This window comes from Maricaulis sp. W15, from assembly GCF_001924955.1.
In the GTDB taxonomy this organism is placed as follows: Bacteria; Pseudomonadota; Alphaproteobacteria; order Caulobacterales; family Maricaulaceae; genus Maricaulis; species Maricaulis maris.
On sequence record NZ_LQXG01000012.1, the window covers coordinates 188,082 to 211,770 of the forward strand.

Sequence of the window (23,689 nt, forward strand, 5' to 3'; positions counted from 1 at the left end):
TGGAATTACGGAGCCGCTTCGACGTGGTCGATATTTTTGAAGAAGTCGACGAAGAACTTCGCCGGGACAAGTATCAGGATTTGTTGCGTCAATGGGGGCCGTGGGTCCTCGGCGGTGCTGTGGCAATCATCCTGGGAACGGTCGCCTGGCAAGGCTTCGATGCCTGGCAGACGAGCAAGCGAGAAACCGCGTCCGATGCGTTCATCGCGGCGATGAATGATGTTGAGGCCGGGCGGCTCGGCCTGGCGGCAGCCGGTCTCGAGACTGTCGCTGCCGAAGGCACGCCGGGATATGTATCGCTGGCGCTGATGCAGCGCGGCAATCTGGCGCTCGAACAGGGCGATAATGCCGCTGCGGCGAGGTTCTTTGACCAAGCAGCGGCGCAGGCAAGCGATCCACTGCTGCGGGACATGGCTGAAATCCGGTCGGTCTGGGCATCCTGGGACAGCCTGTCCTTCTCGGATATTGATCTGCGCCTCAGCGTCCTGATCGGCGGGGATTCGCCCTTCCGTCATCTGGCGCGCGAAACCATCGCTGCCGCGGCCCTGCGTGCCGACGAGATCGAACGCGCCCGCACCCAATACCAGTTCCTGTCGTTTGCCAGTGACGCGCCGAGCGGCGTTCAACGCCGGGCCCAGGAAGCGCTCGCCCTGATTGCCCAACGCAACGCCCTGGCCGGTGAGCCGGTGGACGCCAGCGCTGCGGAGGAAGCACCCGCAATCGCGCCTGAAACCGCGACCGAGACCGAAGAAACCACTGACGCCGGGGATTCAGGCGATGATTGATGTAACGCGTATCCGCACCCTTCTCGGTGTGGCCCTTATCGCTCCGCTGGCGGCGTGCTCGTCGGTTCCCAATCCGCTGGACATGATCCCGGGGCGGGGCAATGACAATGAGAATGAACGCCTCAACGGCACCGCGCCAAGTGATGGCCGCGTCTCGATTCTCGACTTCGAACAGGGGCTGCGTCTCGACAGTGAGGCCGAACGCCCTGCCGTCGATCTGCCGACCGCTTATGTCAACACGGTTTGGCCTCAGCCGGGCGGATATCCGACCAATTCGGTCCAGCACACGCAGGCCTCCGGGCCGCTGAACGTCGCTTGGCGCCAGGGCTTCGGCAATGGTTCGGACAATGATCATCGCCTCAATGCCCGTCCGGTCGTGGCCGACGGCAATGTCTTTGCGATTGACGCCCGTGGCGAAGTCGTGGCGATGAATGCCGATACCGGCACGGTGGTCTGGCGTCACCGGATCGAGGCCACGCACCGTTATGACAGCATGTCGTTCGGGGGCGGGCTGGCTTATGATGATGGCCGCATTTATGTGCATTCCGGTCTCAATTTCTTCGTCGCGCTGGATGCCCAGAGCGGTCATGAAATTTGGCGTTCCGAGACGCTTGTTCCGTTCCACGGCGCGCCGACTGTCGCCGATGACCGTATCTTCGTGTCGAGTGACGACAATGAGCTTCTGGCGCTGGACACGGCGACCGGCCAAGTCTTGTGGACCTATCAGGGCATTGTGGAATCGGCGCGTCTGCTCACCGCACCCAGCCCGGCCGTGCTCGGCGATATCGTTGTGGCGCCGTTTGCGTCCGGCGAACTGATTGCCCTGCGGGTGCAGAACGGCAACCCGATCTGGCAGGACAGCCTGACGCGGTCTGGCGGCCTGACCGCAATGTCGGAAATCAATGACGTTGCCGGCAGCCCGGTCGTGGTCGACAACGTCGTCTATGCGATGAGCCATTCCGGCCTGCTCGCGGCGATCTCCCTGCGTACCGGTGAGCGCCTGTGGAGCCAGCCTGCCGGCGGTCTGCATGCGCCTTGGGTCGCCGGGGATTTCCTCTTCGTGACCACCAGCGAGGCCGAGATCGTCTGCATCAATCGTCATGATGGCGAGGTCTACTGGATCACCCAGTTGTCGCTGTTTGAAAATGCGCGCGAGCGCAAGAACCGTCTCGCCTGGACCGGCCCGGTCATGGCCGGCGGACGTCTCGTCGTGAACTCAAGCCGCGGTGACATGGTGGTGCTTGATGCCTTCAACGGCAGCATCCTGTCGGAGCAGGAATTGCGGGGCGATGTGTTCATCCCCCCTGTCATTGCCAATGAAACCGTATATGTCGTCACCGATGATGCGCGGATGATCGCGCTCCGCTAGGCGCAAACGCATGACTGCTCACTTGCCCCGCATCGCCGTCGTTGGACGGCCGAATGTGGGAAAATCGACCTTGTTCAATCGCTTGGCCGGGAAACCCTTGGCCATTGTCGATGACCGCCCCGGTGTCACGCGGGACCGGCGCGAGGCGCGTGGGCGTTTGGGCGATCTGCCGCTGCTGCTGATCGACACCGCCGGATATGATGATGCCGAGAAAGAAGGCCTGGACGCAGAGATGCGCACCCAGACCGAAATGGCCATCCATGATGCCGATCTCTGCCTGCTGCTGATTGATGCCCGGGCCGGCGTCACACCGCTCGATATCGTCTTTGCCGATGTCATCCGCCGCACCGGAAAACCGGTCCTGCTGCTGGCCAATAAATGTGAAGGCAAGGCGGGCGAAGACGGCCTGATGGACGCTTTCGAACTGGGCATGGGCGAACCGATTGCCTTCTCTGCTGCCCATGGCGCCGGTATCGGCGATCTCTATGATGCGATGCTCGAAGCCCTTGGTCCGATGGCCAAGGCGGCTCGTCGCCGCAGCAAGGATGAGGGCGATCCGCCGCTGCGCATTGCCGTCATCGGTCGTCCCAATGCCGGCAAGTCGACCCTGATCAATACGTTGATCGGCGAGGAGCGCCTGATCACAGGCCCCGAGGCCGGCATCACCCGCGACGCCATTTCCGTCGACTGGGTCTGGGACGGGCGCCGCGTGCGCCTGCACGACACGGCCGGCCTGCGCAAGCGCGGCAAGGTCGCCGACCGGCTCGAACGCATGAGCGCCGCCGACACGCTGCGCGCCGTCAAGTTCGCCGAAGTTGTGCTGTTGCTGATGGATGCGGACCACCCGCTTGAGAAACAGGACCTGCACCTGGCCGACATGGCCTACAAGGAGGGGCGGGCCGTCGCGATCTGTGTATCCAAGATGGATCTCGTGCCCAATCGCGAGGCCTATCTCAAGGAAATCCGGCTCGAGTTTGAACGCCTTCTGCCACAGATGACCGGTGCGCCCCTGTTGCCGATTTCGGCCCTGAAGAAAAAGGGTCTCGACGCGATCATGCCGACCCTGGCCAAACTGCACGAGAATTGGGACGCCAAGGTCAAGACGCGTGACCTCAATGATTGGCTGCATGAAATGACCGAGCGGCATCCGCCGCCCGCCGTCAATGGCCGCCGGATCAAGCCGCGCTATATCACCCAGACCAAGGGGCGTCCGCCGACTTTCGTGATGATGTGTTCGCGCGCGTCAGACCTGCCGGAGAGCTATAAACGCTATCTGGTCAACGGTTTGCGCGATGCATTTGAATTGCCCGGCGTGCCGATCCGCCTGATCGTCAAGGCTGGCAAGAACCCCTATGTCGACGGTGATCGCGGCGGCAGTGTTGCGGCCGACAAGTCCGGCAAGCCGGCGCGTCCCAACCGGCCGGTCAAACCGCCCAAGGGGCAGCAACAGGCCAAGGGCAAGGCCGCTGGGCGCAAGCCCTGACGTCCGGTTCGGACGCGGAACAATTAGCCTTCAAATTTCACGATTTCGCCGTGCCGCGTACAGGCCGGGCTGACCAGCTCGGCCAGTAGCGGCCACAGAGCGGCCGGTTCCGGCAGGGTCATCGGATCTTCGCCCGGGAAAGCCTTGGCCCGCATCTGCGTACGCAAAACGCCCGGATAGACCGTATTGATCCGGATTTTCGGATTATTGACATGCTCATTGGCCCAGCTCTCGACCAGCGCGTCGAGGCCGGCCTTGGAGGCCGCATAGGGCGCCCAGAAGGCGCGGCGTGAGGTGGCGGCGCCGGATGAGATGAAGACGGCACGGGCCGCGTCAGAGGCCAGCAGAAGCGGCTCGAAGGCGCGGATCATGCGGGCCGGGGCCATCAGGTTGACGCCGATCACTTCGTGCCAGGTCTTGGATTTGACCTGCGAGGCCGGGGTCAGCACGCCCAGCGCGCCGGCATTGGCCAGCAGGATGTCGAGCTTCTCCCAACGTTCGGTGATGATGCCGCCAAGCTTTTCGATCCCGTCCTGGCTCATCAGATCGAGCGGGACCAGGGTGCAGCTGCCGCCGGCCTTGGTGATGTCATCATCAAGTTCTTCCAGCCCGCCCGTGGTGCGCGCCGTCGCGATGACGTGGGCGCCAGCCTTGGCCAGTTCGAGCGCCATGGCCCGGCCAATACCGCGCGACGCCCCGCTCACCAGAGCGAGGCGGCCTTGAAGATCAATCTGGGTCATGCGTCCACCAGGAAGGAGAGCTGGAATTCCTTGGCCGAGAGATCACGATCATGGTCGGCCAAATGGGTCGGGTATTCACCCGTGAAATAATGGTCGGCGAGCTGCGGCTGCTTGTCATTGCGCGGCGCACCGACAACAGCTTGATAAAGGCCGTTGACGGTCAGGAAGCCGAGGCTGTCGGCCTCCAGCTTCTGCGCCATTTCCTCAACCGACATGTTGGCCGCGATCAGCTCGGCCCGGCCGGCCATGTCGATGCCGTAGAAGTCAGGATGCTTGATCGGCGGGCAGGCTGAACGGAAATGCACTTCCGACGCGCCCGCCTCGCGCATCATGCGCACGATTTTCAGCGACGTCGTACCGCGAACAATGGAATCATCGATCAGCAAAACACGCTTGCCACGCACCACGGCAGCGTTGGCCGCGTGTTTGCGGCGAACGGACAGGTCGCGCCGGTCCTGGGTCGGCTGGATGAAGGTCCGGCCGACGAAGTGCGAACGGATGATGCCCAGCTCGAAGGGAATGCCTGAGGCTTCTGAAAAGCCGATCGCGGCCGGTACGCCACTGTCGGGCACAGGGATGATGACATCGACATCGGCCGGGGTTTCCAGCGCCAGCTGACGACCCATTTCCTTGCGGGCTTCGTAGACGCTGCGGCCGCCGATCACCGAGTCGGGGCGGGCGAAATAAATGTACTCAAAGGCGCAGGTCTGGGCTTGGCGGGCCGGCGCAAACCGTTCCGAGCGCAGCCCGTCCTGGTTCACGACAATCGCTTCGCCGGGTTCGATCTCGCGCACGAATGTGGCGCCGACCATGTCGAGGGCACAGGTTTCGGACGCGAAGATATAGGCCTCGCCGAGCCGACCCATCACCAGCGGACGAATGCCATAGGGGTCGCGCGCCACGATCAACCGGTCATTGACGACGGCGACGAAGGCAAAGGCGCCCTGGACCTGTTTCAGCGCCGACAGGACGCGATTGGTCAGCTTGCTCTTCTTGGACAGGGCCGCGAGGTGGAGCACGACTTCACTGTCTGAGGTCGACTGGAAAATCTGGCCGTGATTGACCAATTCCTCGCGCAGGACGCGGGCATTGGTCAGATTGCCGTTATGGGCGAGGGCAATACCGCCGCCGCGCACATCGGCAAACAGGGGCTGGACATTGCGCAGCACCGATGCGCCTTGCGTCGAATAACGGGCATGGCCGATCGCGACGCGGCCGGGCAGGCGTTGTGGCAGGTCGGGTGAGGTGAAATTCTCGCCAACGAGGCCAAGATAGCGCTCGATATGAAAACGCGACCCGTCATGGGTCGCGATACCGCAGGCTTCCTGTCCCCGATGCTGAAGCGCGTGGAGGCCGAGCGCGGTCAGGATGGCGGCGTCGTCGGCGCCATATACGGCGAAAACACCGCATTCTTCCTGGGGGCGATCACTCTCCGGATCGTAGGTCAGTGTGGCGGGAATGGCGCTGTGGTCGCTCATCCATCGTCTTCCTGGTCATCCGTGGTCGAACCGATGAGGTCATCTAGTCGGTTTCGGTCACGTCTGCCATAGGACGTGTCATTATTTCTTATTGTTTCTGCAATCGGGTCGTTGGGGCCACCGGGCAGGGGGGCGGTCGAGCCGATGCGCGAGCTTTCCGGCGCCAGTGTCTGCAGGGCCCGCGCCGTCGCGTTTACCAGCGGATAGATGCGGGCTTGTGTGACCGAGGTCGGCGGGCGCCCGTTCTCGCCGAAAGTCGCGGCGACAAAGATCACACCAAGCCCCAGTAGAACCAGGCCGCGCACCAGGCCGAAGGCAAAGCCCAGCGTCCGGTCGACCACATTGACATCTTCGCCCTTGGCCAGGCCGCGCGACAGCGAACTCGTCACGAAGGTGACCGCCAGATAGATGATGATGAAAACGATCGCGCCGACGGCCAGCGGCGCCAGCCAGTCCGGATCAATCATGTCCTGTGCCGGACCGATAAAGGCCGGCAGCGCCCACAAGGTCGCCAGCGATGCGGCCACGAAAGCCGTCACCGACAGGGCCTCGCGAACGAAGCCGCGCACCAGCGCCAGCAGACCCGAGGCCAGCAGGATGGTCAGGCCAATGCCATCAAAGGCCGTCAGTGTAGAGTCCATCGGCGCGACACTCCGTAACTATTCGCCCGCCATTGCCCGAAGAGTCTGCACCAATTCGAGCGCCGTGGCCACGCCATCGACCCGGACCGGGGCGGTCTCGTCGGCCGCAGCCTGGGGGGCGATGGCCCGCGTGAAGCCAAGCTTGGCGGCTTCCTTGAGGCGCGAATCACTGCGTCCGACTGGCCGAACATCGCCGGAAAGACTGATTTCTCCGTAAACAACGCCGTCGGCCGGCAGGGCGACGTCCAATGCCGAGGAGACAATCGCCGCCGCGACGGCCAGATCGGCCGCCGGTTCGGTGATTTTCAGGCCACCAGCGACGTTGAGAAATATGTCCCGTCCCGCAATATCAACGCCGCAGCGCGCTTCCAGCACCGCCAACACCATGGCCAGACGACCACTGTCCCAGCCGACGACGGCGCGCCGGGCGGTGCCAAAGGCGGCCGGGGCGACCAGGGCCTGGATTTCTGACAGGACGGGCCGCGTTCCCTCCATGCCGGCAAAGACGGCCGCGCCCGGCGTGTCACCGCCGCGACCATCAAGGAAGAGCGAGGAGGGATTGGCGACTTCCGCCAGTCCCTTGTCGCCCATTTCGAAGACGCCGATCTCATCGGTCGGACCGAAGCGGTTCTTCACGGCGCGCAGGATGCGGAATTGATGCGAGCGTTCGCCCTCGAAATAGAGCACGGCATCGACCATGTGCTCGACCACGCGCGGGCCGGCGATCTGGCCGTCCTTGGTGACATGGCCGACCAAGATGACGGTGCAATTGCTCTTCTTGGCGAAGCGGACGAGTTCCTGGGCGCAGGCGCGAACCTGGGCTACCGTGCCCGGTGCTGCGGCCAGCTGGTCAGACCAGACCGTCTGGATCGAATCGATCACGACAATGTCCGGCTTTTCCGCTTTCAGCCCGTCGAGAATATCATTGAGCGCGGTCTCAGACGCCAGCGAGACCGGCGCGTCGGCCAGGCCGAGGCGGCGGGCACGGCGGCGGACCTGGTCGATCGCTTCCTCGCCGGAGACATAGATGGCGCGGGCCTCGCTGCGGGCGATCTGAGCCATCATCTGCAGGAGGAGAGTCGATTTGCCGATGCCGGGGTCACCGCCGACGAGGATGGCCGAGCCGGGCACCAGGCCGCCACCGCAAACCCGGTCAAGTTCGCTGATGCCTGATTGCAGGCGGGCCGGCTCCGGGCTTTCCGACCCCAGATCGACGAGGTTGAGCCGGGCGGCCCGGCCGCGCCGCTTGGCGCTTGTTGCCTGGCTTCCGAGCGGTGCCGACGGGGTTTCCTCGATCAGCGTGTTCCATTCGCCGCAGGCATCGCAGCGGCCGGCCCATTTCGGCTGCACGCCGCCGCAGGACTGGCAGACATAGGTGGTATCGGCGCGCGCCATGGCGAATCAGTTCCCTTGCTCGCAGGTATTCAAACCCGCCGGGGTGACAGAACAAGTCCTGGCCCGGGCGGGCAGGCCATCGCGATCTCAGCTTTGGTAGACCCGGTCGAAGCGGATGCCGAGCCGGACCAGGAATTCATAGGAGATTGTGCCGGCCGCCTCGGCGATATCGTCGAGATGCTCGCCCAGGAAGCTGACCGGCATGCCCGGTTCGAGCGGTGTTTTCACATCGGTGAGATCGACCGCGATCAGGTCCATCGAGACGCGGCCGAGGATCGGTGTGCGCACCGGTCCGACATGTCCGGCGCCGCCCTTTGCGCTCGCCCAGAGCAGCCCGTCGGCATAGCCGGCCGCGATGGTGGCGACCCGCATTGGCCGCTCCGCCGTCCAGGTCGCGCCATAGCCCAGCGTATCTCCCGCTTCGAGTTCGCGGATCTGCAGGATCGGCGCGTCGATGCGCACGGTGGCTTCAAAGGGCGAGGGATGGCCGGGTGCCGGCGTACCGCCATACAGCGCCAGGCCGGGGCGAAGCACGTCGAAATGCCAGGCCTGGCCCAGAAGGGCGCCGGCGGAATTGGCAAGACTGGCGGGAATGTCGGGAAAGGCAGCCCGGATGGTGGAGAAGCGTTCCAGTTGCGCGGCATTAAGCGGGTGCGCAGGGGCATCGGCGCAGGCGAGATGGCTCATGATCTGACGGACATCGAGCCCGTCCAGCAAGTCGCGATGGGTCAGCAGGTGTTCGGTTTCCATCCGGCCAAGCCCGAGCCGGTTCATGCCGGTATCGAGATGCAGGGCGCAGGGCAGGTCCGGCGCCGTGGCGCGCAGGCTGGCGAGCTGGTCGAGCGTGTTGACCACCGGGATCAGGCCATGCGCCCGCAAGGTCGGCAGTTCAGACGGCCAGAATCCGTTGAACACATAGATCGCTGCCGCGCGCCCGGCCAGCGCCTGGCGGGCTTCGACGCCTTCAGCGGTGTGGGCTGTATAAAACTGGCGGCAGCCGACCTCGGCCAGCGCCGGTATGATCTCGGTCGCGCCGAGGGCATAGGCATTGGCCTTGACCACGGCGCCGACCTCGGCAGTCGGGGCCAGCGCTTGCAGCTTGGCGTAATTTCTCTGGATGGCGGCGAGGTCGATGATCAGGCGCGGAGCCGGGCGGGCCAGCCCGTCGGGCGTGGCAAGGTCAGGACGAAGTGTCGTCAAAGCGCGTTTCCAGATCCGTAAACTTGGTCCGAGCGCCGTCGAACGCCATTTTCGCCGTCCCGATCGCACCATGACGCTGCTTGCCGATGATCACTTCGGCGAGCTTTTCGATGCGGCGGAATTCCTCTTCCCATGCCAGATATTCCGGCGTGTCCTCACGCGGTTTCTCGCGTTCCTTGTAATAGGCCTCACGATACACGAAGAGCACCACGTCGGCATCCTGCTCGATCGAGCCGGATTCGCGAAGGTCGGAGAGCTGCGGTTTCTTGTCTTCCCGGTTTTCGACCTGGCGCGAGAGCTGCGACAGGGCGATCACGGGGACCGACAATTCCTTGGCCAGGGCTTTGAGGTTCTGGGTCACTTCCGAGACTTCTTCCACGCGGCTGCCGCCGGACCGGTTCTTCGACGAGGTCACCAGCTGCAGATAGTCGACCACGATCAGGTCGAGCCCGTGGGTACGCTTGAGGCGGCGGGCGCGGGCGGCGAGGGCGGAAATCGGCAGGCCACCCGTATCGTCGATATAGAGCGGCAGGCCCTGGATCTCGAGGCAGGCGTCGCGGATTTCTTCGTACTGGGTGGCGTCGATCGTGCCCTGGCGGATCATGTAGCCGGGGATGCCGGTATAGTCCGCGATCAGACGCGTCGCGAGCTGTTCCGCCGACATCTCCAGCGAATAGAAACCGACAACGCCGCCGTTGGTGGTCTTCTTGCTGCCGTCGGGCTGGATCTCGAATTGGTAGTTCCGGGCCACGTCGAAGGCGATATTGGTCGCCAGGGCGGTCTTTCCCATCGAGGGACGACCGGCAAGGATGATGAGATCGGACGGGTGCATGCCGCCGAGTTTCTCATCGAGCGACTTGAGGCCCGATGAAATACCCGACAGGCCGCCATCGCGCTCATAGGCAGCGGCCGCCGTCTCGACCGACTCCGCCAGCGCCTGCTTGAACGAGACAAAGCCGCGCGAGGCCGAGCCTTCCTCGGCGAGATTGTAAAGCTGCTGCTCGATCTCCTGGATCAGCTCGCGGGCCTGGACCTCGACATCGGCGCTGGCGGCATTGGCCAGGTCATTGCCGATCCGGATCAGTTCGCGGCGCAGCGCCAGCTCATAGATGATGCGGGCGTATTCGAGGGCCGCATTGCCGGTCGCCGCACCTTCCATGAGGACAGCGAGATAGGTGGTGCCGCCAATGTCCTTGAGGCCGTCATCACGGTCGAAATGGGTCTTGAGCACGACCGCATCGGCCAGCGAGCCGCGACCGATCAGATCGGTGGCGCTTTCGAAGATGCGACCATGCACGGGGTCGTAGAAGTGCTCCGCCTTCAACCAGTCGGCGACGCGGTGGAACATTTCATTGTCGTAGAGGAGCGCGCCCAGAAAGGCTTGTTCGGCGTCGAGATTGTGCGGGGCGGAGTCCAGCTCGGCGACGTCGGATTCGGCTTCGTAGGGCAGGAGGGCTGTGGTCATGCTCTTGGGATACAGAAGCTGGCCACGCGATACACCCCCTGAGACGGTGTCGGCTGTGATTGCCCACAGCTCTTTACCAGGCCTGTGGACAGGTGTGGATAAGTCGACGACTTGGTCGCAAAAGAAAACGGGCCGGTCTGGTGACCGGCCCGTTTCCGCAAAAGCCATGAAGTGGCAGAAGCTTAGGCTTCCGTCTCTTCGCTTTCCTCTTCGCCGGCACCGGCGTCTTCGCTGGCGTCGCGCTGGGCAGCCAATTCCTGGCCTTCCTCGCTGGCTTCGAAGAGTTCGGCCGCCTGGGCTTCAGCGATGGCGCGATCTTCATCGGCCTGCGCCGCGATCACGTCTTCGCCAGCTTCCTGGCGTTCAGCTTCGTCCTGCGAGCGTGCGATATTAATCGTCACGGTCACGGAAACATCGGCGTGCAGCTTGATCTTCAGCTCGTGCAGACCCAGCGTCTTGATCGGCGCATTCAGGGCGACCTGCGAACGGACGACCTTGGTGCCGCTTTCAGACACGATCTCGGCAATGTCACGCGAGGTGACAGAACCGTAGAGCTGACCGCTTTCGCCGGCCTGGCGGATCATGACGAATTTCTCGCCATCAATCGTCTTGCCGGCTTCAGCAGCTTCCGCAGCCCGTTCGGCATTGCGCTTTTCGAGGAGCTCGCGCTCGACTTCAAAGCGCGCCATGTTGGCTTCGGTTGCGCGCAATGCCTTGCCTTGCGGCAGCAGGAAATTACGGGCGAAGCCGGGGCGCACGGAAACGACGTCACCAATGACGCCGAGATTTTCAACGCGTTCCAAGAGAACCAGTTTCATGTCAGTTCTCCTTAATCAACCACATACGGAAGCAGGGCCAGCTGACGCGCACGCTTGATGGCGCGAGCCAGTTCACGTTGCTTCTTGGCCGAAACTGCCGTGATGCGGGACGGGACGATCTTGCCACGCTCGGACATGTAGCGAAGCAGGAGCTTGGGGTCCTTGAAGTCGATCGCCGGTGCATTTTCACCGGAGAACGGACAGACCTTGCGACGACGCATGAACGGACGGCGCGCCGGCAGGTTCGAAATATTGCCTGAAGACATCGTTCGTTCTCCTAGTTCCGCTCGCGACGACCGCGGCGATCATCCTTTTTGGTGAGGATGGCCGACGGCTCTTCGGTGTGGGCTTCAACGCGCAGGGTCATGTAACGGATGACGTCTTCCGACAGACGCTGCAGGCGCTCGAGCTCGTCGATCACGGCGGCTTCAGCGTCGATGTCGATGAGGCCGTAATGGCCCTTGCGTGACTTGTTGATGCGGTAAGCAAGATTGCGCAGACCCCAGTATTCGGTCTTGCCGGTCTTGCCGCCCTTTTCTTCGATCAGGGCTTTGGTCTCTTCGAGAAGAGATTCCATCTGCGCCGGCGAAACGTCCGGACGCACGATGAAGATGTGCTCGTAAAGTGCCATGAAGGCTCCCTTCGATAACGGTTGCGGCGCACACCATGCCGAAGGGTCGGGCAGGTCTGCGGCGGCTCTCCAATTCGGTTGAAACACCATGCTTCAACGCCATGAACGGGAGACCGCAACCAAGCGAAGCGCGGGCCATAGCCCATACGGCCTGCATGTGCAAGCCGCATCGCCTCTTGCGCGCGCCCCTCGGGAAGGGCTAGTCAGCGGCCAACTCAAATCTTCATGGGGGAGGGATCGCCATGAAACTCGCCTTTGTCTTTCCGGGGCAAGGTAGCCAGGCCGTCGGCATGGCGCAGGAACTGGCCGGACAATTTGCCTCGGCCCGGGCTGTGCTTGACGAGGTTGATGCAGCATTGGGCCAGGATCTCAGCGGCCTGATGGCCGAGGGCCCGATCGAAACCCTGACCCTGACCGAGAATGCCCAGCCGGCCCTGATGGCGGCGAGCCTGGCCGTGATGGCCGTGCTCGACACCGAGTTTGACGTAAAGGTCAACGTGGCGGACTTCGTCGCCGGTCACAGTCTTGGTGAGTATTCGGCCCTGGCGGCTGCCGGCGCGCTGTCGATCTCTGATGCCGCCAAACTGCTCAAGCTGCGCGGCCTCGCCATGCAGAAGGCGGTTCCGGTCGGTGAGGGCACCATGGCGGCGCTTCTGGGCGCCGATGAGGAACTCGCTGCCGCCGCTGTTGCTGCCGGTGCCACCGCCGGCGTGTGCGCGATTGCCAATGACAATGCGCCCGGCCAGATCGTGATCTCCGGCTCCACCGCCGCCATCGACGCCGCCATCGCCAAGGCCGGCGAGCTGGGTCTGAAGAAAGCAATGAAACTGCCGGTCTCGGCGCCCTTCCATTGCCCGATGATGCAGGCTGCCGCCGACGCCATGGCCGAAGCGCTTGGCACCGCGACCATCCAAGCGCCGACCGTGCCGGTTGTCGCCAACGTCACGGCGCGCCCGACTTCGGATGTTGAAACGATCCGCAAACAGCTGGTCGAACAGGTCACCGGCCGCGTCCGCTGGCGCGAAAGCGTGTTGTGGATGGTCGAGGAGGCCGGCATCACCACGCTCGCCGAAGCCGGTTCGGGCAAGGTGCTCTCGACCATGCTCAAGCGCACGACCAAGGACGCCACTGGCGTTCCGCTCAACTCGGCGTCCGATCTGGAAGCCTTTGCTGCCTCGCTGAAGGAGTAGTCCCATGTTCGATCTTACCGGCAAGAATGCCCTCGTGACCGGTGCGACCGGCGGGCTGGGCAATGCAATTGCCCGCAAACTGCACGCCCAGGGCGCCACGGTGGCCCTGTCCGGTACGCGTGAAAACGTGCTGCAGGAACTCGCCGATGATCTGGGCGAGCGCGCCCATGTCCTGCCCTGCAACCTGTCCGACGCCGCGGCCGTCGACGCGCTGCCGAAACAGGCGGCCGAGGCCATGGGCTCGCTGGATATCCTGGTCGCCAATGCCGGCATCACCAAGGACCAGCTCCTGATGCGGATGAAGGACGAAGACTGGGACACGGTGCTTCGCGTCAATCTGGAAAGCTATTTCCGTCTGACCCGTGCCGCCTTGCGTGGCATGATGAAGGCACGGTGGGGCCGGATCGTCGGCATCACATCGGTGGTCGGCGTCACCGGCAATCCGGGCCAGACCAATTACTGTGCCTCGAAGGCTGGCATGATCGGCTTCTCCAAATCGCTGGCCCAGGAAGTCGCCGCCCGCGGCGTCACCGTGAATTGTGTGGCACCCGGTTTCATCGCCTCGCCGATGACCGATGTGCTCAATGAGGATCAACGCTCGACCATCCTGGCCAAGATTCCGGCCGGCGATCTTGGCTCGGGCGATGATATCGCCAATGCTGTCGTCTATCTCGCCAGCGCAGAAGCCGGTTATGTCACCGGGCAGACGCTGCATGTGAATGGCGGCATGGCGATGATTTAACTGTAGAACTTGAACCTGCGGGCGTGGTTTCCCATTCTGGTCTTGCCGGGGGAAACATGCTAACTGCCCGCGCATCCCGGGAATGGCCCACTGTTTCGCCGCTTCCCGTCCTGTCCTGCACCGCTATATTGGCGCGGTGAATCACTATGAGGGTCTGAAATGTCTGACGTTCTCGAGCGCGTTACCAAAATTGTCATTGAGCATCTTGATGTCGAGGCCGAAAAGGTCACGGAAAAAGCCAGCTTCATCGACGATCTGGGCGCCGACTCCCTGGATAATGTCGAACTCGTTATGGCGTTCGAAGAAGAATTCGACATCGAAATTCCGGATGACGCTGCCGAGCACATCCAGACGGTCGGTGATGCCGTGAAGTTCATCTCCGAGAAGGTGGGCTAACACCCCCTCATGCGCCGCGTTGTCGTCACCGGTATCGGGCTCGTAACGCCGCTGGGCTGCGGGCGGGAAGTCGTTTGGGAACGTCTTCTCGCCGGTCAGTCCGGCCTCGGCACCATCGAGCATTTCGAGACCTCGGACCTGTCCTGCCGTGTGGCCGGCCTGGTTCCGCGCAAGGACGGACGTGGCGGCGGGCGAGCTGGCGAGGCCGGGGTGTTTGACCCCGACGCCGTCATGTCGCCGCGAGACCAACGCCGGGTGGATGATTTCATCCTGTACGGGATCGCCGCGGCCGACGAGGCCATCGCCGATTCCGGCTGGGTCCCGCAGTCCGAAGAGGACAAGCATCGGGCCGGCGTGATGATCGGATCGGGCATTGGCGGTCTGGAGACCACCTATGACGCCTCGATCCTGCTGCACGAGAAGGGGCCGCGCCGCCTCTCTCCCTTTGTTATTCCCGGCATGCTGATCAACCTCGTCTCTGGCCAGGTGTCTATCAAGCACGGCCTGAAAGGCCCCAATCACGCCGTGGTCACGGCCTGTTCCACCGGTGCCCATGCCATCGGCGATGCTGCCCGGCTGGTTGAGCGCGGTGATGCCGACCTGATGGTCGCCGGGGGCGCGGAAGCGACGGTCTGCCGTCTCGGTGTGGCGTCCTTTATCGCCTGCAAGGCGTTGTCCACAGGTTTCAATGACACGCCGGAACGCGCTTCGCGCCCCTATGACAAGGACCGTGACGGGTTCGTCATGGGGGAAGGTGCCGGTGTCGTCGTGCTGGAAGAATACGAACACGCCAAGGCGCGCGGCGCGACCATCTATGCCGAGGTGAAGGGCTATGGCCTGTCCGGCGATGCCTATCATATCACCGCACCGGCCGAGGATGGCGATGGCGGTTTCCGCTCCATGTCGGCCGCGCTTCGGGATGCCGGCCTGACACCCGCCGATATCGATTATGTCAATGCCCACGGCACTTCGACGCCCAAGGGTGACGAGATCGAACTGCGCGCCGTCGAACGCCTGTTCGGCGACGCCGCCAGCGACATTGTGATGTCGTCAACCAAGTCCGCCATCGGTCACCTGCTCGGTGCGGCTGGCGCGGTCGAGGCGATTTTCTCCATTCTGGCGATGCGTGATGGGATTTGCCCGCCAACGCTCAATCTCGACAATCCGTCGGTCGAGACCGCGATCAATCTGGCCCCGCATGCCGCCGTCAAGCGGCCGGTCCGGGCTGTCCTGTCGAACTCTTTCGGATTCGGCGGTACCAATGCGTCCGTGGTATTTGTCGCGGCCGAGTAACGCGTTTTCGGGGACCAAGACATGAGTGACGCGCCTGCGCCCAAGGCCAAATCCGGCCTGGTCCGCTTTTTTCTCTGGTTTGTAGTTGCCGTGTTCGTGCTCGCCCTGGCGGCGGCGGGTGCGGTCTATGGCGGATACAAGTGGATGCAGGCGGAATTCGCCGCTCCCGGCCCCTCGGCGGAGGAAACCATTATCCTTTTGCCGCGCGGTGACGGCCTGATCGCCATTGCCAGCCGCCTCGAGGCCGAGGGCCTGATCTCCGACCGCCGCGTCTTTCGGGCTGCGGTGACGCTGGATGGCGGCGAAGGCGTCTTGCGGGCCGGCGAGTACCGCATCCCCGCGGGCGCCTCGATGGCCCAGATCTATGAGCAGTTGCGCGTCGGCCAGACGGTGCAATACCCGGTCACCTTCGCCGAGGGGCTGACCAGCGCCATGATCGTGGAGACGTTGGAGGCGGTCGATGTCCTGACGGGTGACATTGCCGAGATACCGGCCGAAGGCACGCTGCTGCCGGAGACATATCTCTTCACCCGCGGCACAACGCGCCAGGACATACTGGATCGCATGGCCGCCGCCCAGACGGAGCTGCTCGACCGGTTGTGGGAGGGGCGTGCCGCGAACCTGCCCTTCGAGACCCGTGAGGAGGCCATCATCCTTGCTTCCGTCGTCGAGAAGGAGACCGGCGTCGGAGCCGAGCGTCCCGAGGTCGCGGCGGTGTTTGTCAATCGCCTGCGCCGCGGCATGCGGCTGGAGAGTGACCCGACCATCATTTACGGCATCAGCCAGGGGCGGCCCCTGGGACGTGGTCTGCGCCGGTCCGAGATCGACAATGCGCAGAACGCTTGGAACACGTATCAGATCCCGCGCCTGCCACCGACGCCGATCGCCAATCCGGGTGCCGAGGCCATTTCGGCTGTTCTCAATCCGGCCGAGAGCACCGCGCTCTTTTTCGTCGCCGACGGATCAGGCGGGCACGCCTTTGCCGACACCTATGCCGAGCATCAGCGCAATGTCGCCAACTGGCGCCGTATCGAGCGCCAGCGTCGCAATGGAGGCAATTGAGATGGGTGTGTTGTCCGGCATGACCGGTTTCGCCCGGGTTGATGGCCAAGCCGACGGCTGGAACTGGACCTGGGAGGCGCGCAGCGTCAATGGCAAGGGGCTGGAGGCACGTTTTCGCCTGCCGACCGGGTTCGAACGTCTCGAGACCAAGGCCCGAGACCTGGCCAAGGCCCGTTTTTCCCGCGGCAATGTCAACGCGACGCTGAACCTGCGTCGGGAAACCGAAGCCGGCGGCGCGCGCATCGACCTCGCGCGGTTGCGGGGTCTGCTCGACCAGGCCGCCCCCTTGTTGGAAAGCGGTGAGGTGGCCCGTCCGACGCTGGATGGGCTGTTGGCCCTGCCAGGCATGATCGACAGTGACCAGGCGGACGGCCCTGACAACAGCGCAGAGCTGGACAACGCCCTGCTGGCCTCCCTCGGCGATGCGCTGGACGGTCTGCAGGCGGCACGTCGCGATGAGGGACGGGCGCTGGCCGATATTCTCGCGGCCCATATTGCGGATATTGCCCGCCTGACCGGCGAGGCCGCCGATCACGCTGCCACCCGCAGTGATGCGATCCGTGATCGCCTGGCCACCAAATTTGCAGAGCTTCTGCCCGAGGGGCTGCCCGAGGACCGACTGGCGACCGAGGCCGCGATGCTGGCCGTGAAAATGGACGTACGCGAAGAGCTCGACCGCCTGCACGCTCATATCGACGCGGCCCGCGAACTGCTCGCCCAGGGCTCGCCGGTGGGTCGGAAACTGGATTTCCTGTCACAAGAGTTTAATCGCGAGGCGAACACATTATGCTCGAAGTCCTCCGATTCTTCGCTGACCGCGATCGGGCTTTCGCTCAAGAACACGGTCGATCAGTTCAGGGAGCAAATACAGAATGTCGAGTGATGGCTTCCCAGCGCCGATCTTTCGTGGCCGCCGTCGCGGCGTTCTGCTTGCCCTGTCCAGCCCTTCCGGCGCCGGCAAGACGACATTGTCCAAGCGTCTGCTGAGCCAGAATCCTGACGTCGTGCTGTCAGTCTCCGCGACCACGCGCGAGCCGCGACCGGGCGAGGTTGACGGGCAGGATTACCACTTCATCTCGGTCGAAGACTTCAAGAAAATGATCGAGGACGATGCCTTCTTCGAGTGGGCGGAAGTCTTTGGCCGCTATTATGGCACGCCGAAAGCGCCCGTGATGGAAGCGGTCGAGGACGGCCGCGACGTGGTTTTCGACATTGATTGGCAGGGCGCCCAGGCATTGGCTGCAGCGGCACCGGATGATGCTGTGCGGGTCTTCATACTGCCCCCCTCGCTCGCCTTGCTGGAAGACCGGCTTCGCAAGCGCGGGCAAGACGCGCCGGAGATCATCAAGGACCGCATGGCGCGCGCCAAGGACGAGATCTCGCACTGGCATGAATACGACTATGTGATCGTCAATGACGACTTCGCGCGGGCATTGGAAAAGCTCAACGAGATCCTGCACGCCGAACGCCTGAAGCGTCTGCGCCATCCCTGGCTGGAAGAATTCGTCGACGCGATCATGGATCAATAGGGCCGGGCGCCGTCAGGCGCGGCTCGCCTCATAGGCTCTGCGCCAGGCACGTGCCAGTGTTTGGAAACCGGCGATATCAATGACTTCAGCGCGTGCACCGGCATCCAGGCCGGCAGCGTCCAGCAAGATGTCGGCGCTGGTGCCGGCCTGCCCGGCCGCTTGCGCCAGGCTCCGGCGCAGCGTCTTGCGGCGCTGGCCGAAGGCCGACGCGGTGATCCGCTCCAGGGCGGTCACGTCCTTGAATTGCTGCGCTTCCGGCAGCGGGTTGAGCACCACGACAGCTGATTCCACCTTGGGCGGCGGGGTGAAGGCGCGGGCGGGTATTTTCAGCGCCAGCCGGGCCTCACAGCGCGACTGGGCAATGACGGCGAGGCGGCCATAGGCCTTGTCGCCCGGCTGTGCCACCACCCGGTCGGCCACTTCCCGCTGGAACATCAAGACGGCGCGCCGCCACCAGATCGGTTCGGCCCGCAGCCATTTGATCAGTAACTGCGTGCCGACATTATAGGGCAGATTCGACAGGATGACCTTGTCTCCCGGCTCGGTCAGCAGCGTCGTTTCATCGACGTCCAGGGCGTCGGCCTGCTTGATGGTCAACCGCCCGCCCGATGCCGTGTTGATCTCGCCCAGTGCGCCGAGAAAACGCGCATCCATCTCCACCGCCAGCAGCGAGGCGGCGCCCTCGGCCAGGATTGCACGGGTCAGCCCGCCGGGACCCGGACCGACCTCGATTGCCTGGTCCTGGCTCATGTCCCCGGCGAGGCGGGCAATCTTGGCGGTCAGGTTGAGATCGAGCAGGAAATGTTGCCCGAAGGATTTCTTCGCGCCGAGATCATGGCTGGCAATAACGTCTCGCAGGGGAGGGAGGTCGTCGAAATTCATGCCCGGCACCCCGCAATCTGCACAGCTTGGTCGAGTGCCGCGAGCAGGCTGTCGGGACGGGCAATGCCTTGGCCGGCAATGGCGAATGCGGTGCCGTGATCGGGCGAGGTGCGCACGATGGGAAGGCCGAGCGTGATGTTGACGCCGCCATGGAAATCCAGCGTTTTCACCGGGATGAGTCCCTGGTCATGATAGAGACAGATGGCGGCATCATAACCGGCGCGCGCTTCGGCATGGAACATCGTGTCCGGCGGCAGCGCATCAGTGATGTCAAAGCCTTCAGCGCGCAGTTTGGCCGCGACCGGGTTGAGCAGACGAATCTCCTCGTCGCCAAGGGCGCCGCCTTCGCCCGCATGCGGGTTCAAGCCGGCAAGCGCAAGGCGCGGCGCGGCAATGGCAAAATCGCGCCGCAGGGCGGCATCGGTCAGGCGGGCGATGGCTTCGACGCGTTCCGGTGTGATTTGGCCGATCGCGCGTGACAGGGCTTCGTGAATGGTCACCAGCACCACACGCAGCCCGCCGCCGGCGAGCATCATCGCCGGCCCGCGGGGACCCTCGAACGGCTGGTCGGCACACAGCTCGGCAAGGAATTCGGTATGGCCAGGGAAGCTGAAGCCCGCCTCATACATCACGGTTTTGGCGATCGGTGCGGTGACAAGTGCGCACGCCCGTTTATCCAGGCAAAGGCGGACTCCTGTCTCGATCGCCGCCTTGATGCAGGCCGCATGAGCCGGATCGGCGGCGCCGGCTTGCACCGGCGCGTGCAGGCTGACACCGACATCAAGTACGGGAAGGGCATCAGGCATGACGGTGGCCGCGGCCTCGGAGGTGGCGATGGCGCGGGGTTGTGGCAGGCCGAGTTGTGTTGCGATTGGTGCGAAGGCTGACAGATCGCCGAGCGCGACCAAGGGGTGGGTTTCGTCGCGCCGTCGCCAGCGCTCCCAAGCCTTGAGGATGATCTCGGGGCCGATGCCCGCCGGATCACCCATCGACACGACGACGGGTGACAAGCGGCTCATCAGTCGCGAATCTCGACGGTGGAGTCGCGGCGCAGGTCGCGCAGCCAACGGCGCGAGTGCAAGGACAATTGTTGGCCGCGCAACTGGCTTTCCAGATCGTCGCGGGTCGGCACGCCGGGGCCGGCGATGGCGCGGTCACAGACAATCAGGGCCTGCAGGCCGACGGCTGATTGCATGATGCCGGTATTCTGACCTTCATCGAGTGGCGCCAATGCATCGCGAATGGCCGGCAGGACGGCATCCGCGGAAATCGAACCGAGCGGGGTGTAGATGGACCCCGTGATCCGGCCGGCCATGGCTTCGGCCTGGCTACAGGTCGGATTGGCGGCCAGTTCGCGCTCGAAATTGCCGCGCGTGGCGTCGGTGACGGCACTCGTCGGCACGGTGACTTGTACAAGATCGTATTGCAGCGTTGTGGTGCCGTCACGGGCCCCGACAAGGGCGATCACCATGAAACCGCCGGGCACTTCGATCGGGTTGGACAGCGCTCCGCGCCCGCCGTGTTGCTCATACTGGCCGCGCATTTGCGGCATGATGGCAGCGACTTCCGGCTGCAGCTGGGAGGCCGTGATCCAGCCGATATCGCCGCCGCTGGCGGCCGACGGTGCGTCGGAGAACTGGCGGGCCAGCTCCGGGAAGGTCGCGCCTTGCTGCAGCTGGTTCATCACCGCGATGACGCGCTGGATCGTCTGTTGTTCCTGACCCGGGCTGGGCACTTCGAACAGCATCTCGAATATACGGAATTGCGGCTGCGAGGCGCTGGCCGCAAGGCGTTCGAGCGCCTGTTCGATCTGTTGCTCGGAAATACGTACGCGTGAGCCGTAGCGACCATTGACGATGATCTGCCAGGCGATCTCGGCTTCCAGCTGATGCCGCAGGGTGGAGACATCGACACCGGAATTCTGCAGGTCCTGAATAATCACGTCGATCGTCGTGCCATTGCGGTCGGCCAGGTCAAGCAGTGAGTTGGATATTTCCTGGTCGGACACCTCGATGTCGAACTCGGACGCGGCCTGCAGCTGAAGATGTTCGTCGATCAGGCCGCGCAGGGCCTGATCCTGAATCCGGACCAGCGTGCCCTCGTCGATCTGGGACATGCCGGTCGACGCGATGATCAGGCGCATGCGGTTGCGCACATCGACCGTGGTGATCGGCTCGTCATTGACCAGGGCGGCCACGCCTTCCGTCGTTTGCGCATGTGCACTGGCGGCACACAACGTCGCGACGGAGGCAAGCAAGGAAAGGACAATTCGTTTGGCGCAGGTCATCAGCAATCGCATATCGGTTCGGCGCGGAACATTACTCAAACTCGTCCCCGGCGCAATCGCCGGACACCGTAGCGCGCGGGGTTGGATCAGTCGGGGCTCACGCTGCCTAGCGTGAACAGGGTGATGCGGAATTGAATGGACTCTGATGGTCCGAGATCCTGAATTCCGAGGTTTTCTCGTTGGTAGACAATGTCAAACTGTGAGCAGTCATCGCCATAGCGGATGCCCAACTCCTGACGGCGCGTGATTTCGCGATCAAGATCGCGCTGAACCAGTCCGATCATGCTCCAGTGTCGTGTCATAGCGACTTCAAAACTACCCGAAAGCTCGCGCTGAGCGCCGCGTGTTACATTGGCGTCGCTGATGTCGAGATAGCGCACCCCGCCGGAAAGGCGTGTGCCGTTATAGTTTATAGAGACGTCGAGGCGATTGGTGTCATGGGTTTCCGGGGCGATCCGGGTGTAGACTTCAGCATCGAAATCCCCGAGCTCGATTGAACCGGCCACAACATAGTCTGATTGGTCGGCGAGCAGGCCGCTTGATGCGTTGAAGACGGCGTCGCCATCAAGACGTTCGCTCTGTCCGACGAAGAGGCGCGCGACACCGTCCTCGCCCCACATGGCGGTCGTTCGCAATCCATAGCTGACCCGCTGGCCTGCTTCCCAGACGTCGAAGCCCGGCGCGCGCACCGGCTGGAACAGAAGGCTTTCGTCGAGGTCGATTGAAAGACTGTCTTCGTTGACGATACGGTCGGCGTCCGGATCGTCCGACGCATACACGTAGGACACGACCGGCTCGACAATCCAGTCCGCCGACTCACCGGCGCGATAGAAAGGCCAACTGATCTCCGTACCGGCCAGGCCCAGGGTCCGAGAGACCGAATCCGACACCGGATCGGTGGCGGGGTTTGTCACCGGAAGATTGTCGAAACTGTAGTGATCGGCGCGGGCCAGGGCGAACGGTTCGACCACCACACCGGGGCCTCCAACCCACCGAGCACGCCAGTCGACCGTGGCCGACGCCCGGTCATAATCAACGCCGGAATCACGCCGAAGAACCGCTGCATCCACGCTCGTGCTGACACGCCCCAAGCCGCGCGGCGCCGTGAACACGTATTCGTAGGCGGCGACAGGAGCCAGGGTCGGCACCCGGTCGTCATCGGCATTGGTTTGCAGTGTCTGGAACTCTGCGGCAATGAGTGAGCCGTAGGAATTCCGGGTTCGCCCATCGACGTAGAGTTGGCTGACCAATTGCCGGTTCTGGGCGGCGATCGGAGCGCCCCGGTCCTTGTCCGCTTCCGAGAAGTCGTAGCGTCTAAGGTGCAGGTTGTCCGAGGCGCGCTGCACGCCAAAGCCCCAGCGCCAGTCCGGGTTTATCGCCCATTCGCCGCCGCCGAAAATATGCCAGCGATCGTCGCTTTCGCCGAAGCGTTCGCCATCGCTGTCGATCTCGAACTCATTGGTATAGCTGCCTTCAAGCTCTACGAAGCCCGACCAGAACCGTTTGCGGTATTCGCCATAGATCAACGGATTTACATTGGTCATCAAGCGCGGCGCAATGACAACATCCTGGGATGGAGAGATCGTCCAGTAATAAGGTTGTTGGTAGACAAAGCCGAGGCGTGACGACACACCGACCTTCGGGAACAGGAAGCCGGATCGCCGTTCCGATGAGGGGTCGGCGTGGGCGAAAACCGGCGCATAAAGCACCGGCAAACCCGCGATCTCCAGCCGCGCATCGCGGTAGTAGATCATCTGGTCTTCAGCGTCCTGAACCACTTCACGGGCGCGCAGGCGCCATGTCGGCGCGTGGTCGCCGTCCTCGCAAAGCTCGCATGCCGTGTAATAGGCGTCATCGAACTGCATCGAGCCGTTTTCGCGCCGAATGGCCGCGGCTGCCGCCACGCGTCCATTGTTTTCGAGCATGCTGGCGAAGCCGATGGCGACGCCGGCTGCGAGCTGGCTGTCCAGTTCCACCTCATCGGCGTATTGGGGGAAAGCGCCCTGGCCGAGAATGATGACATTGCCGCGCGCAATCACGCGGTTTTCATCGGGATGATATTCGATCTCGTCGGCGAGCAGGGTCCGCGGCGCCTGACGCACCCGGACATTGCCGCGGGCGATATAGCCGTTGCCGCCGGCGATATCCTCGACATGGTCGGCTTCCAGATAGATCGGAGACTCGTCCGCCGGGGCTTCCTGCGCGAGTGCCGGTGCCGTCAAGGCGAGCGCCGATGTGCTCAGCAACACTGCCGCTAAGCGGCGAAACTGCGACGCCATGCGCGTCACTCCCTCTCGTCTACC

At 63.6% G+C, this 23,689-nt stretch carries 23 protein-coding genes; 10 read left to right on the forward strand and 13 right to left on the reverse strand.

Features of this window, described 5'->3' with window-relative positions; translation table 11 throughout:
• Window positions 1–23 precede the first annotated feature (23 nt).
• The 3 genes from AWH62_RS06320 to der are packed head-to-tail and all read left to right on the forward strand — an operon-like array spanning window position 24 to window position 3,637.
• The gene (locus tag AWH62_RS06320) at window positions 24–785 is read left to right on the forward strand and encodes a tetratricopeptide repeat protein (protein ID WP_075189637.1); all 762 of its coding nucleotides are present in this window, start codon (window positions 24–26) and stop codon (window positions 783–785) included.
• Window positions 778–2,154 (forward strand): PQQ-binding-like beta-propeller repeat protein, encoded by a 1,377-nt coding sequence (locus AWH62_RS06325; protein WP_075189638.1) that lies wholly within the window; start codon window positions 778–780, stop codon window positions 2,152–2,154. Before AWH62_RS06320 ends, AWH62_RS06325 begins: the two co-directional genes overlap by 8 nt.
• 10 nt (window positions 2,155–2,164) lie before the next feature.
• Window positions 2,165–3,637, forward strand: a complete 1,473-nt coding sequence (gene der, locus AWH62_RS06330; RefSeq protein ID WP_075189639.1) for a ribosome biogenesis GTPase Der — start codon at window positions 2,165–2,167, stop codon at window positions 3,635–3,637.
• 23 nt (window positions 3,638–3,660) lie between these two features.
• Here der and AWH62_RS06335 read toward each other — a convergent pair whose 3' ends face one another.
• The 9 genes from AWH62_RS06335 to rpsF form a co-directional block, all read right to left on the reverse strand.
• The gene (locus tag AWH62_RS06335) at window positions 3,661–4,377 is read right to left on the reverse strand and encodes an SDR family NAD(P)-dependent oxidoreductase (protein WP_075189640.1); all 717 of its coding nucleotides are present in this window, start codon (window positions 4,375–4,377) and stop codon (window positions 3,661–3,663) included.
• A complete protein-coding gene (purF, locus tag AWH62_RS06340) occupies window positions 4,374–5,855 on the reverse strand; it encodes an amidophosphoribosyltransferase (protein ID WP_075189641.1) in 1,482 nt (493 codons plus the stop codon). Before purF ends, AWH62_RS06335 begins: the two co-directional genes overlap by 4 nt.
• Window positions 5,852–6,496: a CvpA family protein gene (locus AWH62_RS06345; RefSeq protein WP_075189642.1), complete on the reverse strand. Its 645-nt coding sequence runs from the start codon at window positions 6,494–6,496 to the stop codon at window positions 5,852–5,854. Before AWH62_RS06345 ends, purF begins: the two co-directional genes overlap by 4 nt.
• 18 nt (window positions 6,497–6,514) lie before the next feature.
• Window positions 6,515–7,891 (reverse strand): DNA repair protein RadA, encoded by a 1,377-nt coding sequence (radA, locus tag AWH62_RS06350; RefSeq protein WP_075189643.1) that lies wholly within the window; start codon window positions 7,889–7,891, stop codon window positions 6,515–6,517.
• Between the two features lie 87 nt (window positions 7,892–7,978).
• Window positions 7,979–9,091 (reverse strand): alanine racemase, encoded by a 1,113-nt coding sequence (gene alr, locus AWH62_RS06355; RefSeq protein ID WP_158025579.1) that lies wholly within the window; start codon window positions 9,089–9,091, stop codon window positions 7,979–7,981.
• On the reverse strand, window positions 9,072–10,556 hold the full coding sequence (locus AWH62_RS06360; RefSeq protein WP_075189644.1) for a replicative DNA helicase: 1,485 nt from the start codon (window positions 10,554–10,556) through the stop codon (window positions 9,072–9,074). The genes alr and AWH62_RS06360 overlap by 20 nt, the downstream gene beginning before the upstream one ends.
• Before the next feature lie 182 nt (window positions 10,557–10,738).
• The gene (gene rplI / locus AWH62_RS06365; protein ID WP_075189645.1) at window positions 10,739–11,374 is read right to left on the reverse strand and encodes a 50S ribosomal protein L9; all 636 of its coding nucleotides are present in this window, start codon (window positions 11,372–11,374) and stop codon (window positions 10,739–10,741) included.
• An 11-nt stretch (window positions 11,375–11,385) separates the two neighbouring features.
• Window positions 11,386–11,640 carry a 30S ribosomal protein S18 gene (gene rpsR, locus AWH62_RS06370; protein ID WP_011643151.1) on the reverse strand — a complete coding sequence of 85 codons (255 nt, stop codon included), beginning with the start codon at window positions 11,638–11,640 and terminating at the stop codon, window positions 11,386–11,388.
• Between the two features lie 11 nt (window positions 11,641–11,651).
• Window positions 11,652–12,005 (reverse strand): 30S ribosomal protein S6, encoded by a 354-nt coding sequence (gene rpsF / locus AWH62_RS06375; RefSeq protein WP_075189646.1) that lies wholly within the window; start codon window positions 12,003–12,005, stop codon window positions 11,652–11,654.
• A 242-nt stretch (window positions 12,006–12,247) separates the two neighbouring features.
• Between rpsF and fabD the strand changes: the two genes are divergently transcribed.
• The 7 genes from fabD (at window position 12,248) to gmk (ending at window position 18,217) form a co-directional block, all read left to right on the forward strand.
• Window positions 12,248–13,195, forward strand: coding sequence for an ACP S-malonyltransferase (gene fabD / locus AWH62_RS06380; protein ID WP_075189647.1), 948 nt, complete (start codon window positions 12,248–12,250; stop codon window positions 13,193–13,195).
• Between the two features lie 4 nt (window positions 13,196–13,199).
• A complete protein-coding gene (gene fabG / locus AWH62_RS06385; protein ID WP_075189648.1) occupies window positions 13,200–13,937 on the forward strand; it encodes a 3-oxoacyl-[acyl-carrier-protein] reductase in 738 nt (245 codons plus the stop codon).
• A gap of 159 nt (window positions 13,938–14,096) precedes the next feature.
• A complete protein-coding gene (locus AWH62_RS06390; RefSeq protein WP_075189649.1) occupies window positions 14,097–14,333 on the forward strand; it encodes an acyl carrier protein in 237 nt (78 codons plus the stop codon).
• A 9-nt stretch (window positions 14,334–14,342) separates the two neighbouring features.
• Complete coding sequence (gene fabF / locus AWH62_RS06395) at window positions 14,343–15,626, forward strand: beta-ketoacyl-ACP synthase II (protein WP_075189650.1); 1,284 nt, start codon at window positions 14,343–14,345, stop codon at window positions 15,624–15,626.
• A gap of 21 nt (window positions 15,627–15,647) precedes the next feature.
• On the forward strand, window positions 15,648–16,688 hold the full coding sequence (mltG, locus tag AWH62_RS06400; RefSeq protein ID WP_075189651.1) for an endolytic transglycosylase MltG: 1,041 nt from the start codon (window positions 15,648–15,650) through the stop codon (window positions 16,686–16,688).
• A 1-nt stretch (window position 16,689) separates the two neighbouring features.
• Complete coding sequence (locus AWH62_RS06405) at window positions 16,690–17,571, forward strand: YicC/YloC family endoribonuclease (RefSeq protein ID WP_075189652.1); 882 nt, start codon at window positions 16,690–16,692, stop codon at window positions 17,569–17,571.
• The gene (gene gmk, locus AWH62_RS06410) at window positions 17,561–18,217 is read left to right on the forward strand and encodes a guanylate kinase (RefSeq protein WP_075189653.1); all 657 of its coding nucleotides are present in this window, start codon (window positions 17,561–17,563) and stop codon (window positions 18,215–18,217) included. Before AWH62_RS06405 ends, gmk begins: the two co-directional genes overlap by 11 nt.
• 12 nt (window positions 18,218–18,229) lie before the next feature.
• On the opposite strand, the gene rsmA is transcribed toward gmk, so the two are convergent.
• From rsmA to AWH62_RS06430, 4 genes are read right to left on the reverse strand one after another with little or no spacing between them, the layout of a single operon-like run.
• Window positions 18,230–19,099, reverse strand: a complete 870-nt coding sequence (gene rsmA / locus AWH62_RS06415; protein ID WP_075189654.1) for a 16S rRNA (adenine(1518)-N(6)/adenine(1519)-N(6))-dimethyltransferase RsmA — start codon at window positions 19,097–19,099, stop codon at window positions 18,230–18,232.
• Window positions 19,096–20,121: a 4-hydroxythreonine-4-phosphate dehydrogenase PdxA gene (gene pdxA / locus AWH62_RS06420; RefSeq protein WP_369823692.1), complete on the reverse strand. Its 1,026-nt coding sequence runs from the start codon at window positions 20,119–20,121 to the stop codon at window positions 19,096–19,098. The genes rsmA and pdxA overlap by 4 nt, the downstream gene beginning before the upstream one ends.
• Entirely contained in the window at window positions 20,118–21,425 is a 1,308-nt protein-coding gene (locus AWH62_RS06425; RefSeq protein WP_075189656.1) for a peptidylprolyl isomerase, read from the reverse strand. The genes pdxA and AWH62_RS06425 overlap by 4 nt, the downstream gene beginning before the upstream one ends.
• A gap of 47 nt (window positions 21,426–21,472) precedes the next feature.
• Window positions 21,473–23,665 (reverse strand): LPS-assembly protein LptD, encoded by a 2,193-nt coding sequence (locus AWH62_RS06430; RefSeq protein ID WP_158025580.1) that lies wholly within the window; start codon window positions 23,663–23,665, stop codon window positions 21,473–21,475.
• Window positions 23,666–23,689: the final 24 nt, after the last annotated feature.

What these genes read in the sequence shown, in the direction of transcription:
- fabG (WP_075189648.1), top strand. Translation starts at nt 13,200, where the DNA reads ATGTTCGATCTTACCGGCAAGAATGCCCTCGTGACCGGTGCGACCGGC.
- AWH62_RS06405 (WP_075189652.1), top strand. Translation starts at nt 16,690, where the DNA reads ATGGGTGTGTTGTCCGGCATGACCGGTTTCGCCCGGGTTGATGGCCAA.
- rplI (WP_075189645.1), bottom strand. Translation starts at nt 11,374, where the DNA reads ATGAAACTGGTTCTCTTGGAACGCGTTGAAAATCTCGGCGTCATTGGT.
- rsmA (WP_075189654.1), bottom strand. Translation starts at nt 19,099, where the DNA reads ATGAATTTCGACGACCTCCCTCCCCTGCGAGACGTTATTGCCAGCCAT.
- rpsF (WP_075189646.1), bottom strand. Translation starts at nt 12,005, where the DNA reads ATGGCACTTTACGAGCACATCTTCATCGTGCGTCCGGACGTTTCGCCG.
- fabF (WP_075189650.1), top strand. Translation starts at nt 14,343, where the DNA reads ATGCGCCGCGTTGTCGTCACCGGTATCGGGCTCGTAACGCCGCTGGGC.
- AWH62_RS06390 (WP_075189649.1), top strand. Translation starts at nt 14,097, where the DNA reads ATGTCTGACGTTCTCGAGCGCGTTACCAAAATTGTCATTGAGCATCTT.
- AWH62_RS06360 (WP_075189644.1), bottom strand. Translation starts at nt 10,556, where the DNA reads ATGACCACAGCCCTCCTGCCCTACGAAGCCGAATCCGACGTCGCCGAG.
- der (WP_075189639.1), top strand. Translation starts at nt 2,165, where the DNA reads ATGACTGCTCACTTGCCCCGCATCGCCGTCGTTGGACGGCCGAATGTG.
- AWH62_RS06325 (WP_075189638.1), top strand. Translation starts at nt 778, where the DNA reads ATGATTGATGTAACGCGTATCCGCACCCTTCTCGGTGTGGCCCTTATC.
- AWH62_RS06430 (WP_158025580.1), bottom strand. Translation starts at nt 23,665, where the DNA reads ATGGCGTCGCAGTTTCGCCGCTTAGCGGCAGTGTTGCTGAGCACATCG.
- purF (WP_075189641.1), bottom strand. Translation starts at nt 5,855, where the DNA reads ATGAGCGACCACAGCGCCATTCCCGCCACACTGACCTACGATCCGGAG.
- rpsR (WP_011643151.1), bottom strand. Translation starts at nt 11,640, where the DNA reads ATGTCTTCAGGCAATATTTCGAACCTGCCGGCGCGCCGTCCGTTCATG.
- fabD (WP_075189647.1), top strand. Translation starts at nt 12,248, where the DNA reads ATGAAACTCGCCTTTGTCTTTCCGGGGCAAGGTAGCCAGGCCGTCGGC.
- gmk (WP_075189653.1), top strand. Translation starts at nt 17,561, where the DNA reads ATGTCGAGTGATGGCTTCCCAGCGCCGATCTTTCGTGGCCGCCGTCGC.
- AWH62_RS06335 (WP_075189640.1), bottom strand. Translation starts at nt 4,377, where the DNA reads ATGACCCAGATTGATCTTCAAGGCCGCCTCGCTCTGGTGAGCGGGGCG.
- mltG (WP_075189651.1), top strand. Translation starts at nt 15,648, where the DNA reads ATGAGTGACGCGCCTGCGCCCAAGGCCAAATCCGGCCTGGTCCGCTTT.
- AWH62_RS06345 (WP_075189642.1), bottom strand. Translation starts at nt 6,496, where the DNA reads ATGGACTCTACACTGACGGCCTTTGATGGCATTGGCCTGACCATCCTG.
- radA (WP_075189643.1), bottom strand. Translation starts at nt 7,891, where the DNA reads ATGGCGCGCGCCGATACCACCTATGTCTGCCAGTCCTGCGGCGGCGTG.